Here is an 18,228-nt window from a genome sequence, read left to right on the forward strand (position 1 = left end):
CCCACTATCAGGAGTTCTCATGACCAAGACTGTCATCACCAGCGATAAAGCCCCTGCGGCCATTGGCCCTTATTCACAGGCCATCAAAGCTGGCAATACCGTCTACATGTCCGGACAGATCCCGCTGGACCCGAGCACCATGGAACTGGTCGAGGGTATCGAAGCCCAGATCACGCAGGTTTTCGAAAACCTGAAGTCGGTTGCCGAAGCGGCGGGCGGATCCTTCAAGGACATCGTCAAACTGAACATCTTTCTGACCGACCTGGGCCACTTCGCCAAGGTCAACGAGCTCATGAGCACCTACTTCACTCAGCCTTATCCGGCCCGTGCAGCCATCGGCGTTGCGGCCTTGCCGCGTGGCGCCCAGGTTGAAATGGACGCGATTCTCGTCATCGAATAAATCCCCGACGGAGCGTGCCTTGCGCTCCGTTCTCCCTGAAGGAAGGAATCCGTTATGCGCTCCGCGCTCGCCATCTCGCTGCTCGCCGTCATTCTGGGCGGCTGCGCCAGCCACGCCGACCGCAATCCGGACGGCACCTGGATCAACCAGACCGCCATCGACGCCGCCGTCAAGCAAGGCAACTTGCGTCAGGCCCTGCTCGCCAACGGTCCCAATCTGGAGTGGAAAATCAACTCCAAGGCCAATCAGGCCATTTACTCCAATGGCTTCGAGCTGGGCGAAGGCAAGATTGTCAGCGCTGCGGAAGGCAAGCTGCACATCGACTTCTACGGCAACTTCTTCGAAGACCTGAGCGTCAAGGGTGACGAACTGGTCCAGGCGGCCAGCGAATCGGGTCCTGAACAGCACTTCCAGAAACCCGAAGATCCGGCCCCGGATGGCGCTCAGCCAGGCAGCAGCTTCGAGAAAGCCCTGTATGGCGCGTACATGGGCGGCAAATGGACGGTCGTCGAGGGCGATGGTCAGGGCAGTACCGTGCAATTCATGCCTGATGGCAGTGTGCAGGGGCTTCCGGAAAACGATCGTTACGCGCTCTGCCTGGCAGGCGATTGTGCAGCCATGAGCGGCGAATACGACAGCATGTGGCTGGAGAAAGCCGAGAAAGGCAACCCGTGGATCTTCGCCCGCAAAGGCAAGCAGCTGGAGATATTCCAGGCTGTGAACAACGCCGGTGCGGACCAGATGCCCGAGCTGCGTCCAGGCCCACGTCGCTGGTTGCTCGAACAGCAATAAGCGATTCAGGTATCAGGAGCGCCTTTCACGGCGCTCCTGATCGACCTCTATTTTAGCCCAGCAAAGCCGCATAACCTGCTTTATAGTCAGGGTAAATCGGCGACCATCCTAATGCCCGCGCCCTGGCATTGCTGCAACGCTTGCTGCCCACGCGCTGCACGCTGGCCTCCTCCGACCATTCGGTCACCCCCAGATACTCACGTATCCACGCCACCACATCGGCCAGCGCGGCCGGATCGTCATCGACGCCCAGATAGCAACTCTCCAGCGCCACGCCGCGCTGATCCGCCAGTAGCAGGTGTTCCAGCAAGCCGGCCGCATCGTCGGCATGAATGCGATTGGCGTAGACCGGCGGATCGATCCTCACGCTGTGCCCCTGGCGGACCCGGTTCGACAGGTCACTGCGACCCGGGCCGTAAATACCGGTCAGTCTCACCGCCGTGGCCGGCAGCCCGCTGTTCAGGGCGACCTGCTCGGCTTCCAGCATCACGGTGCCGGTGTAGTTGGTGGGCTCGGTGGCGGAGGTTTCATCCACCCATTCCCCATTCTGCTGACCGTAAACACCGCTGCTTGAAACGAAGATCAAGCGCTTTGGCCGCTGCCCGGTCTGCTCGAGCCAGCTCAACACATTGCGCAGCCCCTCAACGTAAGCCATCCGGTAACCCGCTTCGTCACGTTGCGAGGGGGTCGCGCAATACACCACATAGTCCAGTGCCGCAGCAGGCCATTGGGCAGGCTTTTGCGTCTCGAACAGATCGCCCGCCACACCGTGAACACCGGCAGGAAGCTCGGAAACAGTGCGCCGCAGCCCATGCACGGTCCAGCCGTGAGGCAGCAGGCGAGTAGCGAGTCGCGCACCAATGTCGCCACAGCCGGCGATCAGAAGCGAAGGAGCAGTCATTCGGTCTCTCCAGAAAAGGCGGTGTCAGTATCGTTAAAAACGCTCATCGACAGGCAAGCGTTCGGGCGAATATGTAAAAAAAGATACTGTATTACTTTTGTTAACAAGAACGATTTGCAATAATGCCAGTCCGTTCGTTCCCCATAGGCGTCGACAGTACCGAGCGACGCACTGGAACCCTCCCCTATTTTCCTCTCAGGTCCGGCCAGCATGAAACGCATTCAATCAATCGCTTCGCCTACCCAGATGCCTCGCCTGCCTCGTGCATGGCGCAGTATCGCAGCCCTTGTCTTGAGCCTGATGTTCGTCCCCATGGCACTCGCGGATCAATCGGCTCCGACCGCTGCCCCTGCGACATCCACCGCACCTGCAGCGACGGCACCTGCCGCACCTGACGCTGCAGCCCCCGTGCAGGCCATGGAGCCCGCCGCCGAAGACAACAGCCTGGGCATGGCGCATGACCTGTCGCCGTGGGGCATGTATCAGAATGCCGACGTCGTGGTCAAAGCAGTCATGATCGGTCTGGCCATCGCCTCGATCATTACGTGGACCATCTGGATCTCCAAGGGTTTCGAACTGCTGGGCGCCAAGCGCCGGTTGCGCGGTGAAATCGTCAACCTGAAAAAAGCCCGCTCCCTGACTGAAGCAAGCGCCACCGCCAGCAAGGAAGGCACCCTCGCGCACCTGCTGGTGCACGACGCCCTCGAAGAGATGCGCCTGTCGGCCAACAGCCGTGAGCGCGAAGGGATCAAGGAGCGTGTCAGCTTCCGTCTCGAGCGTCTGGTCGCCGCCTGTGGCCGCAACATGAGCATGGGCACCGGCGTACTGGCAACCATCGGTTCGACTGCGCCGTTCGTGGGTCTGTTCGGTACGGTATGGGGCATCATGAACAGCTTCATCGGCATCGCCAAGACCCAGACCACCAACCTCGCCGTGGTCGCCCCCGGCATCGCCGAAGCCCTGCTGGCCACAGCGCTGGGCCTGGTCGCTGCGATCCCTGCGGTAGTGATTTACAACGTATTCGCCCGCTCCATCGCCGGTTACAAGGCTCAGGTGTCCGATGCCTCGGCGCACGTCCTGCTGCTGGTCAGCCGCGACCTGGATCATCTGCCAGAGCCGTCCGAGCGCAATCAACAACAACCGCACATGGTCAAGGTGGGCTAACACGTGGGCCTGCATCTTAACGAAGGCGGCGACGATCTCGCCGAGAACCATGAAATCAACGTGACGCCGTTCATCGACGTCATGCTGGTGCTGCTGATCATCTTCATGGTGGCTGCGCCGCTGGCGACCGTGGACATCAAGGTCGACCTGCCAGCGTCTACCGCCACACCGCAGCCCAGACCCGAGAAGCCGATCTTTCTCAGCGTTAAAACCGACAAGAGCCTTTATCTGGGCGAAGAGAAGGTTGCCCGCGAGCAGATCGGTCAGGTGCTGGACGCCCGCACCAAGGGCAAGAAAGACACCACGATCTTCTTCCAGGCCGACAAGGGCGTGGATTACGGTGATCTGATGGACGTCATGAACACGCTTCGGGGTGCGGGTTACCTGAAGGTCGGTCTGGTAGGTCTTGAGACGGCTGGTAAGAAATGATCAGTACGCGCCAAAAACTGACGCGCTATAGCGGTAGTCTGTTGTTGGTGCTGGCCGTGCACGCCATCGCAATCATCATCGCCGTTCGCTGGCCCGCCTCTCAGGCGATCGAGCTACCACCGGCAGCCATGATGGTCGAGCTTGCGCCTCTGCCCGAGCCCGCGCCGCCACCACCACCGAAGGTCGTTCAGCCGCCTCCGCCGCCAGCCCCGGAAGAGCCGACACCGGTACCGGAAGTCGTGCAGGCGCCGAAGCCGGAAATCGTGGTGCCCAAGAAGGTAGAGAAGCCCAAGCCCAAACCGCAGCCGCCAAAGCCGCAGAAGAAGCCTGAGCCGCCCAAGGAAAAGCCTGCCGACGAAAAGCCGGTCGATACACCGCCGACCACGGCGCAACCGGAAAAACCGGCTGCACCCAAGCCTGCTCCTGCGCCTTCGCCACCCAGCAATGCATTGCCAAGCTGGCAGGGTGATCTGCTGAGTCACTTGGGCAAGTACAAGAAGTATCCCGAAGATGCGCGTCGTCGCGGCATGCAGGGTGTTGCTCGCTTGCGCTTCGTGGTGGACGCTGACGGCAACGTGCTTTCCTACTCGATTGCCAACAGTTCAGGCAGCCCGGCACTGGATCGAGCGACCATGGAAATGATCCGTCGCGCTCAACCGTTGCCCAAGCCGCCCAAGGAAATCCTCAACAACGGCACCATTGAAATCCTCGCACCGTTCGTTTATTCACTGGATAAACGCTGAATTGTACTTTTGTTACCCATAAGTACTTCTGATAACGTGCGTCTATCGATCGCACCCGCTATGCTGGGGTCGCAACTTCATGGACGCACGTTATGACTCTTACAGAATTGCGCTACATCGTTACGCTCGCCCAGGAGCAGCACTTTGGCCATGCGGCGGAACGCTGCCATGTCAGCCAGCCAACGCTGTCGGTGGGTGTCAAAAAACTCGAAGACGAACTCGGTGTGCTCATTTTCGAGCGCAGCAAGAGCGCTGTGCGCCTGACACCGGTCGGTGAAGGCATCGTTGCGCAGGCACAGAAAGTGCTGGAGCAGGCCCAGGGTATCCGCGAGCTGGCCCAGGCCGGCAAGAACCAGCTGACTGCCCCGCTGAAAGTCGGCGCGATCTATACCGTCGGCCCCTACCTGTTTCCTCACCTGATCCCACAACTGCACCGGGTCGCTCCGCAGATGCCGTTGTACATCGAAGAAAACTTCACGCATGTGCTGCGCGACAAGCTGCGCAACGGTGAGCTGGATGCCGTCATCATCGCCTTGCCGTTCAACGAAGCCGACGTGCTGACCCTGCCGCTTTACGACGAACCGTTTTCCGTCCTGATGCCGGCCGACCACCCCTGGACTCAGAAAGAGACCATCGATGCCTCGGCGCTCAACGACAAGAGCCTGCTATTGCTGGGCGAAGGTCACTGCTTCCGTGATCAGGTCCTGGAAGCCTGCCCGACGCTGGGCAAAGGCAACGAAGGTTCCAAGCACACCACGGTAGAGTCCAGCTCGCTGGAAACCATTCGGCACATGGTCGCCTCCGGGCTGGGCATTTCGATCCTGCCGCTGTCGGCAGTCGACAGCCATCACTACGCGCCCGGCGTGATCGAAGTCCGCCCGCTGACGCCGCCCGTGCCTTTCCGCACGGTCGCCATCGCCTGGCGTGCAAGCTTCCCGAGACCCAAAGCCATCGAAATCCTCGCTGACTCTGCACGTCTGTGCTCGGTGGCACGTCCGAAAACAGTCGCTAGCTAGGCAGAACAGAAATGAGCGAGCTTTCCAGGGTCTCGGTCACGGCGCTCAAGGGTGTCGGCGAAGCGATGGCAGAAAAGCTGGCCAAGGTCGGGCTGGAAACCCTGCAGGACGTGCTGTTCCATCTGCCGCTGCGTTATCAGGACCGCACGCGCATCGTACCGATCGGTGCGTTGCGTCCTGGTCAGGATGCCGTTATCGAAGGCGTGGTCAGCGGTGCCGATGTGGTGATGGGCAAGCGTCGCAGCCTGCTGGTACGGCTGGGCGACGGCACCGGGGTCGTCAGCCTGCGCTTCTATCACTTCAGCAATGCCCAGAAAGAAAGCATGAAGCGTGGCACGCACCTGCGTTGCTTCGGCGAAGCGCGTCCCGGAGCTTCCGGACTGGAAATTTATCACCCGGAATATCGGGCGATTACCGGTGATGAGCCCGCGCCCGTCGAACAGACCCTCACGCCGATCTATCCGACGACCGAAGGCCTGACCCAACAGCGTCTGCGCCAGCTGTGCCAGCAGAGCCTGGCGATGCTCGGCCCCAAAAGCCTGCCGGACTGGCTGCCTGAAGAGCTGGCCCGCGATTATCAGCTGGCCCCGCTGGATGACGCGATCCGCTACCTGCATCACCCACCAGCCGATGCCGACGTGGAGGAGCTGGCCCTCGGGCATCACTGGGCGCAACACCGGCTGGCTTTCGAAGAACTGCTGACCCACCAGCTTTCCCAGCAGCGCCTGCGCGAAAGCCTGCGTTCACAGCGCGCACCGGCATTGCCCGTTGCGAAAAAACTGCCGAAACAGTTTCTCGCCAACCTTGGCTTTGCCCCCACCGGCGCGCAGCAGCGTGTCGGCAAGGAAGTGGCCTATGACCTGAGCCAGCCTGAGCCGATGCTGCGGCTGATTCAGGGCGATGTGGGCTCGGGCAAGACCGTGGTTGCCGCGCTGGCTGCCTTGCAAGCGCTGGAAGCGGGTTATCAAGTGGCGCTGATGGCGCCCACCGAGATTCTCGCCGAGCAGCACTACATCAACTTTCAGCGCTGGCTCGAGCCCTTGGGCGTGGGTGTGGCATGGCTGGCGGGCAAGCTCAAAGGCAAGGCACGCGTCGCGTCTCTGGAGCAGATCGCCAGCGGCACACCCATGGTGGTCGGCACCCATGCGCTGTTTCAGGACGAAGTGCAGTTCAAGAACCTGGCGCTGGTGATCATCGACGAGCAGCACCGCTTCGGCGTTCAGCAACGCCTGGCGCTGCGCAAAAAGGGCGTTGGCGGTCTGATGTGCCCGCATCAGTTGATCATGACCGCTACACCGATCCCGCGCACGCTGGCCATGAGTGCCTACGCCGACCTGGACACTTCGATCCTCGACGAACTGCCACCCGGGCGGACGCCGGTCAATACCGTGCTGGTTGCCGACAGCCGCCGCCTGGAAGTCGTGGAGCGGGTGCGCGCCGCCTGCGCAGAAGGTCGCCAGGCTTACTGGGTATGCACGCTGATCGAGGAATCCGAAGAGCTGACCTGCAAGGCTGCCGAAACCACTTACGAAGAATTGAGCAGTGCGCTGGGTGACGTGCGCGTCGGGCTGATTCACGGGCGCATGAAGCCCGCAGAAAAAGCCGCGATCATGGCCGAGTTCAAGCAGGGTGCGCTGCAATTGCTGGTGGCAACGACGGTCATCGAAGTCGGTGTCGACGTGCCGAACTCCAGCCTGATGATCATCGAGAACCCCGAACGTCTTGGCCTGGCGCAATTGCACCAGTTGCGCGGCCGCGTCGGGCGCGGCAGCGCAGTGAGCCATTGTGTGCTGCTCTACCATCCGCCTCTTTCACAGATCGGACGGCAGCGGCTGGGCATCATGCGCGAAACCAACGATGGTTTCGTCATCGCCGAAAAAGACCTCGAACTGCGTGGCCCCGGTGAAATGCTCGGTACCCGACAAACGGGCCTTCTGCAATTCAAGGTCGCCGATCTGATGCGCGACGCAGACCTGCTACCGGCCGTACGCGACGCGGCTCAGGCCCTGCTGGAGCGCTGGCCGCAACACGTCAGCCCGCTACTCGACAGGTGGCTGCGTCATGGCCAGCAGTATGGCCAGGTGTGATTCAGACTACGCTTTGTAAACCGCGTGCGACCCAAATCGAATAACGTGGTTATACTTCAGAAAATGTAGGAATTTGGACATAGCTCATGACAGAAGTCGCTCACGTCAATGATCCGCACCATGCGCCGTCGGTAATCCGGCAGTTGCTTGAAAAATTGGCTATCAGCTACAACGAAGTCGTGGACGAAAAAAACCTCCCTCCAGCGCGCAAGGTGCAGGCTGTGCTGGTCGAGGATGCTGTCGGTGCGTTGCTTATCCTGTTTCCGCAAAGCCAGTTGCTCGACCTCTCCCGCATCACCGAGCTGACCGGCCGCCAACTGACCGCAGTGCCGCACGAGCGACTGGAACGCATGCTGACCAAGCACAACCTGCGCGTACTGCCAGGTCTTCCGGCGCTGACCAGCTCACCCTGCCTTTACGACGAACGCCTGCTTCAGGAGCCAACCTTGTTGGTGGGTTCGGGTGAACCCGGTGTTCTGCTGGAAATCAGCAGCGAGGACTTCAAGGGCATGCTGAGCAAGGCCAGTGCGGCGCACTTCGGTCAGTCGGTGGCGGCGATCCGGCCGAACCTCGATCGTCCTGACGACGATCCTGCAGAAATCACCCAGGCCATGCATGCCTTCACGGCGCGCCGCATCCAGCAGCGTCTGGAAGCGACTCTGGAGATTCCGCCGCTGGCTGGCACTGCGCAGAAAATCATCAAACTGCGCGTCGACCCCGATGCAACCATCGATGACATCACCGGCGTCGTCGAAACCGATCCTGCGCTGGCCGCTCAGGTCGTCAGCTGGGCCGCTTCGCCGTATTACGCGTCGACCGGCAAGATTCGTTCGGTCGAAGACGCAATCGTCCGTGTACTGGGCTTTGATCTGGTGATCAATCTGGCGCTGGGCCTCGCACTGGGCAAAACCCTGAGCCTGCCCAAGGATCAGCCACAACAGACCACGCCATACTGGCAGCAATCGATTTACACCGCCGCCGTCATCGAAGGCCTGACCCGCGCCATTCCGCGCGCCAGCCGGCCGGAAGGTGGCCTGAGCTACCTCGCCGGTTTGCTGCACAACTTCGGTTACCTGCTGCTGGCACACGTGTTTCCACCGCACTTCACCCTGATTTGCCGTCAGCTGGAAGTGAACCCGCATTTGCACCACAGCTTTATCGAGCAGCATCTGCTGGGCATCAGCCGCGAGCAGATCGGGGCCTGGCTGATGCGCTATTGGGACATGCCGGATGAGCTCGCCATCGCATTGCGCTTCCAGCACGACCCGCACTACAAGGGTGAGCATCACGTCTATGCCAACCTGGTCTATCTGGCGGTGCGCCTGCTGCGAGCCAACGGTATTGGCTCAGGTCCCGAACAGGATATCCCGGACGAATTGTTCGAACGCCTGGGCCTGACTCGCGACAAGGCCAACGAATCGGTGAAAAAAGTGCTCGAGGCAGAAGTGCTGCTGCGCGAACTGGCGTCGCAGTTCAGCAAGTAACCTACGGATCCAGTACGCGAATAGTGCCTACGGCTCCCGCCCAGGCACTGTCCCCTCAAACCTCAGAAGGGCTCGCCTTCAACCCCTGGCAGGTGCTCATCAAGACGCAGCCAGGGAAGCCGGTTCTCTATCCAGATGTGTCGAGAGGGCGCGGCCAGCTCCGGTCGGTCAAGCGTCGCAATGGTGACGTCGATGTCGTCCGGGCTGTTGCGCGTGAACAACGCCAGGTGAGCGCCGCACTTGCCGCAGAAATAGCGCACGCAACTGGGTGAGGAGTCATACGTGCAAGGGCTGCCGGTCAGCCACTTGAACGAAGCCAGCGGCACGCTTATCCAGGTCACGACCGTCGCACCCGAAGTGCGTCGGCAGATCGAACAGTGGCAATGAGCGATGTCGCGCAACGGCGCATCGAACTGGTAACGCAGCCCGCCGCAATGGCAGCCACCCGAGTGTATCTCGCTCATCCGTGCCTCTCCTGTGCATGCCTATAACCCCTTTGACAATAAAATTCCCGCAACTGGCGAATGAAAGGTCGGTGAAAGCTTGGACAATTAGCATCAGCCCACTTCCGGCAAAAAGACCGGTTAGCCAGGAACGGACTCCAAGGTGTTTCAGGCCCAATTAACAACAATAATGGTGATTCCGATGCTTGCTGACTTCTCGTTCCACACTCTCCTTGCGCCCCCACTCCACGTACCGATCTGCTGAGCTGATTCGTTCATTTCGCGTTCTGTAGCCGTATTACGTCTGGAGTATTCCCATGCTGACTTTCCTTGGCTTTGCCATGGTTATTGCGTTCATGTACCTGATCATGAGCAAGCGCCTGACTGCGCTGATCGCCCTGATCCTGGTGCCGATCATCTTCGCCCTGTTCGGTGGCTTCGCGTCGCAGATCGGCCCGATGATGCTGGCAGGTATCACCAAGCTGGCGCCGACCGGCGTGATGCTGATGTTCGCCATTCTGTACTTTGCGCTGATGATCGACTCCGGTCTGTTCGACCCAGCCGTGCGCAAGATCCTGAAAATGGTCAAGGGCGACCCGATGCGCATTTCGGTCGGTACCGCCGTGCTGGCGCTGGTGGTGTCCCTCGACGGTGACGGCGCCACCACCTACATGATCTGCGTTGCCGCCATGCTGCCGCTGTACAGCCGCATCGGCATGAGCCCGCGCATCATGGCCGGCCTGATCATTCTGGCCGGCGGCGTGATGAACATGACCCCTTGGGGCGGCCCGACCGCTCGTGCGGCAAGTGCCCTGCACGTCGATGCCTCCGACATCTTCGTACCGATGATCCCCGCCATGCTGGCAGGTGTGATTGCGATCCTGGCGATTGCCTACTTCTACGGCAAACGCGAGCGTGCCCGTCTGGGTGAACTGCACCTGCAGGGTGATGAAGTCGACCACAGCGAAATCAGCGTCTCACAATTTCCTGACGCGCGCCGTCCAAAGCTGATCTGGTTCAACGCTGCCCTGACCCTGACCCTGATGGTCGCCCTGATCATGGGCCTGCTGCCACTGCCGGTCCTGTTCATGATCGCGTTCAGTATCGCGATGATCATCAACTACCCGAACCTGCAGGACCAGAAGGACCGCGTATCGGCCCACGCCGGTAGCGTGCTGGCGGTGGTCGGCCTGATCTTCGCTGCGGGTATCTTCACCGGCATCCTGTCCGGCACCGGCATGGTCGACGCGATGTCGAAAAGCCTGCTGGCAGTGATCCCGGATGCGCTGGGCCCGTACCTCGCCGTGATCACCGCGCTGGTGAGCATGCCGTTCACCTTCTTCATGTCCAACGACGCGTTCTACTACGGCGTACTGCCAGTGCTGTCCGAAGCCGCTGCCCACTACGGCATCAGCCCGGTGGAAATGGCCCGCGCCTCGATCGTCGGTCAGCCGGTCCACCTGCTCAGCCCGCTGGTGCCTTCGACCTACCTGCTGGTGGCTCTGGCCGGTATCGAGTTCGGTGACCACCAGCGCTTCACCCTGAAATGGGCGATTCTGGTGTGCATGTGCATCCTGGTTGCCGCGCTGCTGATGGGTATCTTCCCGTTCTATAGCAGCATGTAAGCTTCTTTAGCGGCCCACAAGGCTCGCCGTCGACTTGATCGTTGACGGCGAGTTTTTGCGTTTGCGGCCATCAATTGGTTGAAGGCCGATACTGCAAGGCTTCGGCCAGATGGCTACGGTTGATCGCGTCCACCTGCTCCAGATCCGCCAAAGTCCGCGCCACCTTCAGCAATCGATGCGCCGAGCGTAACGACAGGGTCAGACGCTCGCACGCCGTCTCCAGCCAGCTTTCATCGACACTGGACAGCGCGCAGTACTCGCGCAGCCCCGGCAGATCGAGAAACGCATTGGCGCAGCCCTGACGACGTTGCTGGCGGTCTCTCGCCTCAGCGACCACGGCTGCGGCACTGGCAGTGTTTTCACTGGTGGTCGGGTCCGGGTTGAGGGCGGTGGCTTCGCGGGCGACGGTCAGGTGCAGGTCGATCCGGTCCAGCAGCGGCCCGGACAACTTGTTGCGATAGCGCTGCACCTGCTCGGTGGAACATCGGCAGCGCCCGGTCGGCTCACCTAGATAGCCACAGGGGCACGGGTTCATCGCCGCCACCAACTGGAACCTCGCCGGAAAGCGCACTCGATCCCGCGCCCGGGAAATCACGATATGCCCGGACTCCAGCGGCTCACGCAAAACCTCCAGCACGCGGCGATCGAACTCCGGCAGTTCATCAAGGAATAGAACGCCGTGATGCGCCAACGTGATCTCGCCAGGTTGCGGACGACTGCCACCGCCCACCAACGCCGGCCCGGACGCCGAGTGATGCGGCTGGCGAAACGGCCGCTGCGGCCAACTGGTCAGCGGCACCTGGCTGGCGACAGACTGAATCGCCGCCACTTCAAGCGCTTCGTGCTCGTCCAGCGGCGGCAACAAACCCGGCAGGCGGCTGGCAAGCAGCGTCTTGCCGGTGCCGGGCGGCCCGCTGAACAGCAGGTTATGCGCCCCGGCAGCGGCAATCACCAGCGCACGTTTTGCGGCGGTCTGGCCCTGTACTTCGCTGAGGTCCGGATACGGCTTGGGCTGATGCAGCAAACCGCCGGACTGATACGGCGCAATCACCGTGCGCCCGTTGAAATGCGCGACCAGCTCCAGCAAGTGGCTCACCGCAATCACCCGCAGCCCCGACGCCAGGCACGCTTCCTCAGCGTTAACCGCCGGGATGATCAGCGTCCGCTCCGCCGCACGCGCCGCCAGCGCAGCGGGCAGCACCCCCTGAATCGGCCGAATCGCCCCCGATAACGCCAGCTCGCCCAGGCACTCAACATCCTGCAACGCCACCAGCGGCACCTGTCCGCTGGCGGCCAGCAAACCCAGCGCAATCGCCAGATCGAACCGCCCGCCATCCTTGGGCAAATCAGCCGGCGCAAGATTGAGCGTGATCCGCCGCGCCGGAAAATCCAGCCCGGAATTGAGAATCGCACTGCGCACCCGGTCTTTGCTTTCCTTGACCGCCCCCTCCGGCAACCCCACCAGCGTCAGGGCCGGCAGGCCGTTGGCCAGATGCGCTTCAACAGTAACCGCCGGGGCTTCCACCCCGACCTGGGCACGACTATGGACGATAGCCAGCGACATGGATCATTCCTTGATATGAGCGATGGGCGGTTATGGTGCTTTATTTGCGGGGTGGGGGTGAGGGAGGAATGGATACAGGGTGTAAGTGGGGCGAGAAAGACGGATATATGTTTTGGTTACGTAGAAATGCCATAAATATTGCTTTAAATGCTGAAACACACCGAGCAGGAGCATTGATATGAGCATCCGCCTTGCCCTTCCCGAGGACTCGTTGCAGATAGCGACGATTCATCTGGAGTCATGGAGAAGTGCCTATGAGGGCATCATTCCCTCTGCCTATATCAATCGGATAACGCTTGAGGCGAGGCTGTCCCACTGGACCAAGGAGATCGCTTCGGGCGAATTGGACCTGTACGTCAAAGTCGACAGGTTAGACCGGGTCTTGGGCTGGATGGCCACGGGGGCTGACAGGGAACATCCCGAAGACCGCGGCGTCGCGGAAGTACAGGCCATTTATGTCAGCCCAATGCACACACGCCAAGGCATTGGGCGAGAGCTGTTCGACCATGTGATGCCTCTCTTTCAATCCGCTGGTCGCACCAGAGTTGTCGTCTGGGTGCTGGAGAGCAATGCCCCTGCCATCGATTTCTACCATCAGCGAGGGTTCGCAAAAGAGCCGATCAAAACCAGGACGAGCGAACGAGACAATGCCAGGTTGGTCGAGATCAAACTTGAACAGCTCATCACGACACCGCCCTCAACGGTGCCCTGCTCACCTTAGTCAGGCCTGCCCCCCAATAAGCACCCCCGTAGGCCACACCATAATCTGGCTCACATCCGCCCCATCCCGGCTACTCGATCGCATAAACAAGCGCCCGGGCGATCGCATCCGGCTCCAGCAAACCCAGCGCAATAGCAAGATCGAACCGTCCGCCATTCCTGGTAAATAAGCCGTGGCAAGGTTGAGCGTGATCCGCCGCGCCGGAAAATCCAGCCCGGAATTGAGGATGGCACTGCGCACCCGGTCCTTGCCTTCCTTGACCGCCCCCTCCGGCAACCCCGCCAGCGTCAGGGCCGGCAGGCCGTTGGCCAGATGCGCTTCAACAGTAACCGCCGGGGCTTTCACCCCGACCTGAGCACGACTATGGACGATAGCCAGCGACATGGATCATTCCTTGATATGAGCGATGGGCGGGTATCGTGCTTTATTTGCGGAATGGGGGTGAGTGGGTTCGACAGACACGATACTTACTCAGCTAAAGGCTGCATACAAAACATAGGTGCGCAAACTTCTGCACACCCGATGGCCGGGGCTTAACGAGCCAGGCTCTATATTCAAAGCGATGCAGCACACATGCATGAGTCCGCGCAGGTGCGCAGACGTTTGCGCACTATTTCACGTTTATTTACTCGGTATCTTTGCTTTAAATCTCTATCTATTTGTTTTTTATGGATAAAGAGACAGTCGGCACATATCTTGGAATGCATCTCTGCATACAGCGGGCGATATCGACCGTTTCTGCGCAGAGATTCCATGCATGACCGACAAATCCGGTACACATACTCAACGACGTGCGGCAACGTTCGCCAAAACACCCGCCACGGCCACCAGCCTGTGTCCCTTCCGAGGGCCTGACGTCGCCATCGTGCCAGTGCGCTATGCGCTGGACCGCTCGCGCTACGATGCCGCGCCCGAGAAGCTGAAGCCGCTGCTCAAGGGCAGCAGATGGGCGGTGATGCCGAAGCTGAAAACACGCACCTATACCCTTCGCCAACTGTATGACGGTTACGTGTATGTCTATGACGAGACTGCCGGGACCTTTCATGAATACGTCTCGTCAGCTGCCAACGGTCATCTGAGCCGCATCATCTGGACAGACGCACAGATCGGCAGTGACCGGCGAAGCGGTGCCGACGATGGCAAACCCTTCCTGCTCTATCCGCGGAACAACCGGCTTCACATCGCCTTTTCTGCGCAGCAATGGACGTGGCGAATCTGCGAACACCTGCGCTCGAATCCGGCAAGCCGCGCGTCATGGATGAAAGCGCTGGATCTGAAGCGCTACTGCATGACCATGGCCGAGCCGGATACCTTGCCGTTGAAGCGTATTGCAGAAGCGGTGGCGGACATCGACAAGGAGCATGTGGTTGATGATGACCGTTTTGCAGACTCGGCGATTCCCACCTCCAAGGCCTTCAGCGAGGAAGCCAATCCGCTGTCTTCGCCCATCGGCGCTGACGTTTTCTGGCAGGGCAGTGTTGAACACCAGGACAGCTCTCTGCTCATTGCCCTTGATGACCCGCTGGCCATTTTCAACGATCTGGGCATGCAACTGGCCGCTGATCAGGCCGCTTATCGTAACTGGCAAGCCGAGCACGAACACAAGATCCAGATCGCCCAGACCGTTGCCACACTGTGTGGCGCTGAAAGCGAACCGGAAAAACTGCCCGCATCGGTGCGCGGCAATACGGCGCTTACCCACCAGTACCTGGGCGACGTCGAAGCCTATTTTGAACAATGCATTTTTGAACAGGAGCAGATCGGCAACAACACCGCTCCCGGAGGCGTGCTATTGCTGCCGGATATTTTCAAGAGTCCGGAGATGCGCAGATCGATTGAAATGCGTTACGGCAGCGCGCCTTCTGACGAGGCTCTGCAAGCCTGGAAGGATCGCCAAAAATGGCGGCGCGAGGTCGATCTGACAGGTGCGCGTCAGTACCTTCAGCAGCACCTGCAGACAGGCGAAACACTGCTGCAACAGGTGCGTGACACGCAAAGCGATTTCCGACAATGGTCGACCCATCTGGGCACGGAACCCATCAAGCTGTTTGTCGACACCACCCACCCTGAAAGCCTGCTGTACCTGCAAACGGTCATGCTCAATCTGCAGATCATCTACGCTCAGGACAGCGCCGCCAGCGCCTGGCTCGCCGAGCAGGAAACCAACGACAGCAGTCTGTTTGGCACGTTGCGCTACGGCGTCTCACCGTCGCTCAAACACGCGCTGCACCAGGAGGCCAACGCGCTCCTGAACGGTATGGGTGACGCCACCAATCTGGCCACCCGCATCGGCGAACTCAACAGCACACTCAATCATCAGGGCTTTGCCGACAAGCCGTGGATGAAGGCGCTGAAACAACCCGTTCAGGACACCTTCAAAGCACTTGGCCAACTGGCCAGCAACGCAGGCAAAGCGACGTTCGAAAGTATCCTGCTGGCCTGGGTGCCCATAGACAGCCGTCTGGCGGTGGGCAAGCAGCAGAACATCGTTGCACTGATTCGCACACTGTTGATCGGCCAGATCCTGCTCGATTCGAAGGCGCGTATTGCGATCGATCACACAATGCTCGCGAAGCTGAAAAGCTGGATCAGTGAGTGGCAGGTAATCAACAAGCAGATCAGCGATACCCGCCGCAGCTGGCTCTATCCCACCGCTTACAACCCCCGCAAAAGCATCGCAAGCAACCTGCGCACCCTCGAGCAAAAACTTCGCCTGCACGAACTGAACATGCCCGCCCTGCTCGACTATCAGAACAACCAATACGCCAAGCAATTGCAGGACGAGATTCGCCTGCACTTCCAGTCCGGCAAAGCCATCGCCAAAGACTGGCTGAACACCGCCAAACGCTGGAGCGAAAGCCTGGGCGGCACTGCCGGCTCGATCACTTGGGGCGTGATCATGCTCAACTTCATCAACACCGCCTTCACTTATCGCGACCTTACTCGGGACGGAGACTTCAGCGCCAAGGACATCGGCAAGGTGACCTATGGGTTGGGGTACAGCTTTAACTTGCTGATGGCGGTGTTTGTTGAAGCGCCGTGGGCGGTTATCAGAGATGCGACGCCGGCGCTGATTGACGGCAAGAATGTCGGGATTCTGGATCGTTCTGCGGGTTATTGGAGGGCTAAGGGCAATGTCGCATGGGGTGATGCGGTAAGTGGGTTCAGGGTTTCGATGGTGGCGATGGGCGGATTGGGGATAGTAGCGGCTACGCTCGAAGCGATAGATATATGGGATGATCTGGCCAAGGTAAAAACAAATGAAGACAGGATAGCTACGGAGATAAAGATTGCATCGGTAGCCATGATGGGGCTAGGCAGCACTGTACAACTTATTGCGGGTCTTTTCCCATCGAGTTTTCTCACTGCTTTTGCGATGGCGCCGTGGTTTAGTGTCGCCTTATTACTGACAGGCGCCGTGTATTTACTCGCAACAATGGCGTTGAACCACTTCAAACAAGACAGCATAGGATGGTGGCTGCGAAAATGCAGCTGGTCAAAGTCGATCGAATATCGATACTCCACAAGCAAGAAAGGCCAACTTGAAGAGAAGTTTGCCTTACTTACTATACAGCTTAGTCCTCAGATTTATGTGAAGAGCACCACACGTGATGAGAGCCGCTATCTCGGAAAGGGAGATTACTACAGCGTTCCAGTACAATACGGTGCGGGGGTGCAAATTCTTCTGCCAAGCGCGATACGCGGGCAAACTGTGCACTTCACTATCATTAGCAGCAAACGTCCATGGGCCGTGCTCCCGGTAGAAAAGATAGACTTTCCGGTGCAGGAGCCGTTTCTGGCACGAGGCCAGTTCAAAAAGGCCGACAGTTTTGGAGTGCTTTTCAATCAGCCCGCCGGTAATGCTTATGAGGACCTCACATTTCCGCTTATGCCTCCTGAGGGTGAAAGTATTATCTGGGAAACCTGGTTACCTCTTGAGAAAGATGCAACATATCTGGAACTTAAGTTATGGTATCCCGATAGCTTGGTCAAATCAGGCCAACCAAATAAAGGCTATCGCTTCCAAGTAGAGCTTAGTCATAAAGGCAAGTTTGTGATCGACGGACTCTCAGACAGCGAGCTGGAAACAAAGTCATCCGAACAAGCCAACGTCTTAACTCTCGAAATAACGGAATAAAACCGTGACCCTCAAAAACTCGACTCCTACTTTGCCGAGCAACATAAACAGCATGGTTGAAAACTCAAAAACTCTTGAAGCGCCCAACCCAACATCCATTGGTGAAGATATTTTAAACTGGTCAATAAAAACCATGGCGAGATCCCCTAACGAAATACTACTTGGTGAAGTAGGCACCGTTGTTATATGCGCCATCATGCTGGGCTTTAATATATGGCTTGGCCGGAAAATTTTTCTCGAGAATCCTTCTGAAGTTTTATTTCTGGTGTATACATTTGCCGGTGCCGCTCTATACATTATTGCGTTAGGCGTTCGCCAAAAAACCATCTACAACTACACCATCACCCCCCACCACGCCCTCGTAGAGTATTACCTCCACTACCCTGACTTCGCCTCCTCCCTTTTCAAAGGCATCGCCATCGCAGTGATCATGCTGTTCGTGTTCGTAGCCATACTCACCGGATCACTGCTGTTCCTGATCGGCCCCGTGGCCATGGCCTTTATCGCAGCGATCAAGCTACTTAACTGGGAAAACCCCATCCACCACGAACAAAGCCTGCCGTGGAACGAGTACAACTTCGTCACCGTCGACCGAAAGCGCCTCATGATCATCACCCACCGCACCGACGTCACGCTTGGCTTCGAGGCCCGCTTCCAGCACGAGGTGCTGTTCAATAAATACCTCGCGTTTCTCCGATCCGCGCTCCCCCCTACGGCCGAA

15 protein-coding genes and 1 pseudogene are annotated in these 18,228 nt (G+C 59.3%); 12 read left to right on the top strand and 4 right to left on the bottom strand.

Going from position 1 to position 18,228, the window contains the following annotated elements:
- Nucleotides 1-19: 19 nt before the first annotated feature.
- Complete coding sequence (locus BLR20_RS17150) at nucleotides 20-400, top strand: RidA family protein (RefSeq protein WP_003367486.1); 381 nt, start codon at nucleotides 20-22, stop codon at nucleotides 398-400.
- Between the two features lie 54 nt (nucleotides 401-454).
- A complete protein-coding gene (locus tag BLR20_RS17155) occupies nucleotides 455-1,192 on the top strand; it encodes a hypothetical protein (RefSeq protein ID WP_010438039.1) in 738 nt (245 codons plus the stop codon).
- A 52-nt stretch (nucleotides 1,193-1,244) separates the two neighbouring features.
- On the opposite strand, the gene BLR20_RS17160 is transcribed toward BLR20_RS17155, so the two are convergent.
- On the bottom strand, nucleotides 1,245-2,093 hold the full coding sequence (locus tag BLR20_RS17160; RefSeq protein ID WP_054993981.1) for an SDR family oxidoreductase: 849 nt from the start codon (nucleotides 2,091-2,093) through the stop codon (nucleotides 1,245-1,247).
- 210 nt (nucleotides 2,094-2,303) lie between these two features.
- Between BLR20_RS17160 and exbB the strand changes: the two genes are divergently transcribed.
- The 6 genes from exbB to BLR20_RS17195 all read left to right on the top strand — a co-directional run bounded on the left by exbB (nucleotide 2,304) and on the right by BLR20_RS17195 (nucleotide 9,016).
- On the top strand, nucleotides 2,304-3,257 hold the full coding sequence (gene exbB, locus BLR20_RS17170; RefSeq protein ID WP_032614423.1) for a tonB-system energizer ExbB: 954 nt from the start codon (nucleotides 2,304-2,306) through the stop codon (nucleotides 3,255-3,257).
- A gap of 3 nt (nucleotides 3,258-3,260) precedes the next feature.
- The gene (exbD, locus tag BLR20_RS17175; protein ID WP_010438030.1) at nucleotides 3,261-3,686 is read left to right on the top strand and encodes a TonB system transport protein ExbD; all 426 of its coding nucleotides are present in this window, start codon (nucleotides 3,261-3,263) and stop codon (nucleotides 3,684-3,686) included.
- Nucleotides 3,683-4,429 (top strand): energy transducer TonB, encoded by a 747-nt coding sequence (locus BLR20_RS17180; protein ID WP_054993980.1) that lies wholly within the window; start codon nucleotides 3,683-3,685, stop codon nucleotides 4,427-4,429. Before exbD ends, BLR20_RS17180 begins: the two co-directional genes overlap by 4 nt.
- A 92-nt stretch (nucleotides 4,430-4,521) precedes the next feature.
- Complete coding sequence (locus BLR20_RS17185; protein WP_032614425.1) at nucleotides 4,522-5,445, top strand: hydrogen peroxide-inducible genes activator; 924 nt, start codon at nucleotides 4,522-4,524, stop codon at nucleotides 5,443-5,445.
- Nucleotides 5,446-5,456: 11 nt separating this feature from the next.
- Nucleotides 5,457-7,532, top strand: coding sequence for an ATP-dependent DNA helicase RecG (recG, locus tag BLR20_RS17190; RefSeq protein WP_054993979.1), 2,076 nt, complete (start codon nucleotides 5,457-5,459; stop codon nucleotides 7,530-7,532).
- Nucleotides 7,533-7,618: 86 nt separating this feature from the next.
- The gene (locus BLR20_RS17195; protein ID WP_054993978.1) at nucleotides 7,619-9,016 is read left to right on the top strand and encodes an aminoacyl-tRNA deacylase and HDOD domain-containing protein; all 1,398 of its coding nucleotides are present in this window, start codon (nucleotides 7,619-7,621) and stop codon (nucleotides 9,014-9,016) included.
- A gap of 62 nt (nucleotides 9,017-9,078) precedes the next feature.
- On the opposite strand, the gene BLR20_RS17200 is transcribed toward BLR20_RS17195, so the two are convergent.
- The gene (locus BLR20_RS17200; RefSeq protein WP_054993977.1) at nucleotides 9,079-9,480 is read right to left on the bottom strand and encodes a GFA family protein; all 402 of its coding nucleotides are present in this window, start codon (nucleotides 9,478-9,480) and stop codon (nucleotides 9,079-9,081) included.
- A gap of 296 nt (nucleotides 9,481-9,776) precedes the next feature.
- On the opposite strand from BLR20_RS17200, the gene BLR20_RS17205 reads away from it, so the two are divergent.
- Nucleotides 9,777-11,084 carry a CitMHS family transporter gene (locus BLR20_RS17205; RefSeq protein ID WP_003313973.1) on the top strand — a complete coding sequence of 436 codons (1,308 nt, stop codon included), beginning with the start codon at nucleotides 9,777-9,779 and terminating at the stop codon, nucleotides 11,082-11,084.
- A gap of 70 nt (nucleotides 11,085-11,154) precedes the next feature.
- On the opposite strand, the gene BLR20_RS17210 is transcribed toward BLR20_RS17205, so the two are convergent.
- Complete coding sequence (locus tag BLR20_RS17210; RefSeq protein WP_054993976.1) at nucleotides 11,155-12,648, bottom strand: YifB family Mg chelatase-like AAA ATPase; 1,494 nt, start codon at nucleotides 12,646-12,648, stop codon at nucleotides 11,155-11,157.
- Nucleotides 12,649-12,826: 178 nt separating this feature from the next.
- On the opposite strand from BLR20_RS17210, the gene BLR20_RS17215 reads away from it, so the two are divergent.
- The gene (locus BLR20_RS17215) at nucleotides 12,827-13,369 is read left to right on the top strand and encodes a GNAT family N-acetyltransferase (RefSeq protein ID WP_054993975.1); all 543 of its coding nucleotides are present in this window, start codon (nucleotides 12,827-12,829) and stop codon (nucleotides 13,367-13,369) included.
- A gap of 115 nt (nucleotides 13,370-13,484) precedes the next feature.
- Here BLR20_RS17215 and BLR20_RS17220 read toward each other — a convergent pair.
- A pseudogene (locus BLR20_RS17220) lies at nucleotides 13,485-13,753 on the bottom strand (magnesium chelatase domain-containing protein); the annotation flags it as partial.
- Nucleotides 13,754-14,126: 373 nt separating this feature from the next.
- On the opposite strand from BLR20_RS17220, the gene BLR20_RS17225 reads away from it, so the two are divergent.
- Complete coding sequence (locus BLR20_RS17225; protein WP_074594880.1) at nucleotides 14,127-17,507, top strand: toxin VasX; 3,381 nt, start codon at nucleotides 14,127-14,129, stop codon at nucleotides 17,505-17,507.
- Nucleotides 17,508-17,559: 52 nt separating this feature from the next.
- The coding region (locus tag BLR20_RS17230) for a permease (protein WP_074594893.1) at nucleotides 17,560-18,228 on the top strand (669 nt) is incomplete at its 3' end.

The sequence above is a fragment of the Pseudomonas congelans genome (genome assembly GCF_900103225.1).
GTDB lineage: Bacteria > Pseudomonadota > Gammaproteobacteria > Pseudomonadales > Pseudomonadaceae > Aquipseudomonas > Aquipseudomonas congelans.

Coding starts and splice junctions, on each gene's coding strand:
- BLR20_RS17215 (WP_054993975.1), top strand. CDS start 12,827: ATGAGCATCCGCCTTGCCCTTCCCGAGGACTCGTTGCAGATAGCGACG.
- BLR20_RS17180 (WP_054993980.1), top strand. CDS start 3,683: ATGATCAGTACGCGCCAAAAACTGACGCGCTATAGCGGTAGTCTGTTG.
- recG (WP_054993979.1), top strand. CDS start 5,457: ATGAGCGAGCTTTCCAGGGTCTCGGTCACGGCGCTCAAGGGTGTCGGC.
- BLR20_RS17155 (WP_010438039.1), top strand. CDS start 455: ATGCGCTCCGCGCTCGCCATCTCGCTGCTCGCCGTCATTCTGGGCGGC.
- BLR20_RS17200 (WP_054993977.1), bottom strand. CDS start 9,480: ATGAGCGAGATACACTCGGGTGGCTGCCATTGCGGCGGGCTGCGTTAC.
- BLR20_RS17185 (WP_032614425.1), top strand. CDS start 4,522: ATGACTCTTACAGAATTGCGCTACATCGTTACGCTCGCCCAGGAGCAG.
- BLR20_RS17160 (WP_054993981.1), bottom strand. CDS start 2,093: ATGACTGCTCCTTCGCTTCTGATCGCCGGCTGTGGCGACATTGGTGCG.
- BLR20_RS17210 (WP_054993976.1), bottom strand. CDS start 12,648: ATGTCGCTGGCTATCGTCCATAGTCGTGCCCAGGTCGGGGTGGAAGCC.
- BLR20_RS17150 (WP_003367486.1), top strand. CDS start 20: ATGACCAAGACTGTCATCACCAGCGATAAAGCCCCTGCGGCCATTGGC.
- exbB (WP_032614423.1), top strand. CDS start 2,304: ATGAAACGCATTCAATCAATCGCTTCGCCTACCCAGATGCCTCGCCTG.
- BLR20_RS17225 (WP_074594880.1), top strand. CDS start 14,127: ATGACCGACAAATCCGGTACACATACTCAACGACGTGCGGCAACGTTC.
- BLR20_RS17195 (WP_054993978.1), top strand. CDS start 7,619: ATGACAGAAGTCGCTCACGTCAATGATCCGCACCATGCGCCGTCGGTA.
- BLR20_RS17205 (WP_003313973.1), top strand. CDS start 9,777: ATGCTGACTTTCCTTGGCTTTGCCATGGTTATTGCGTTCATGTACCTG.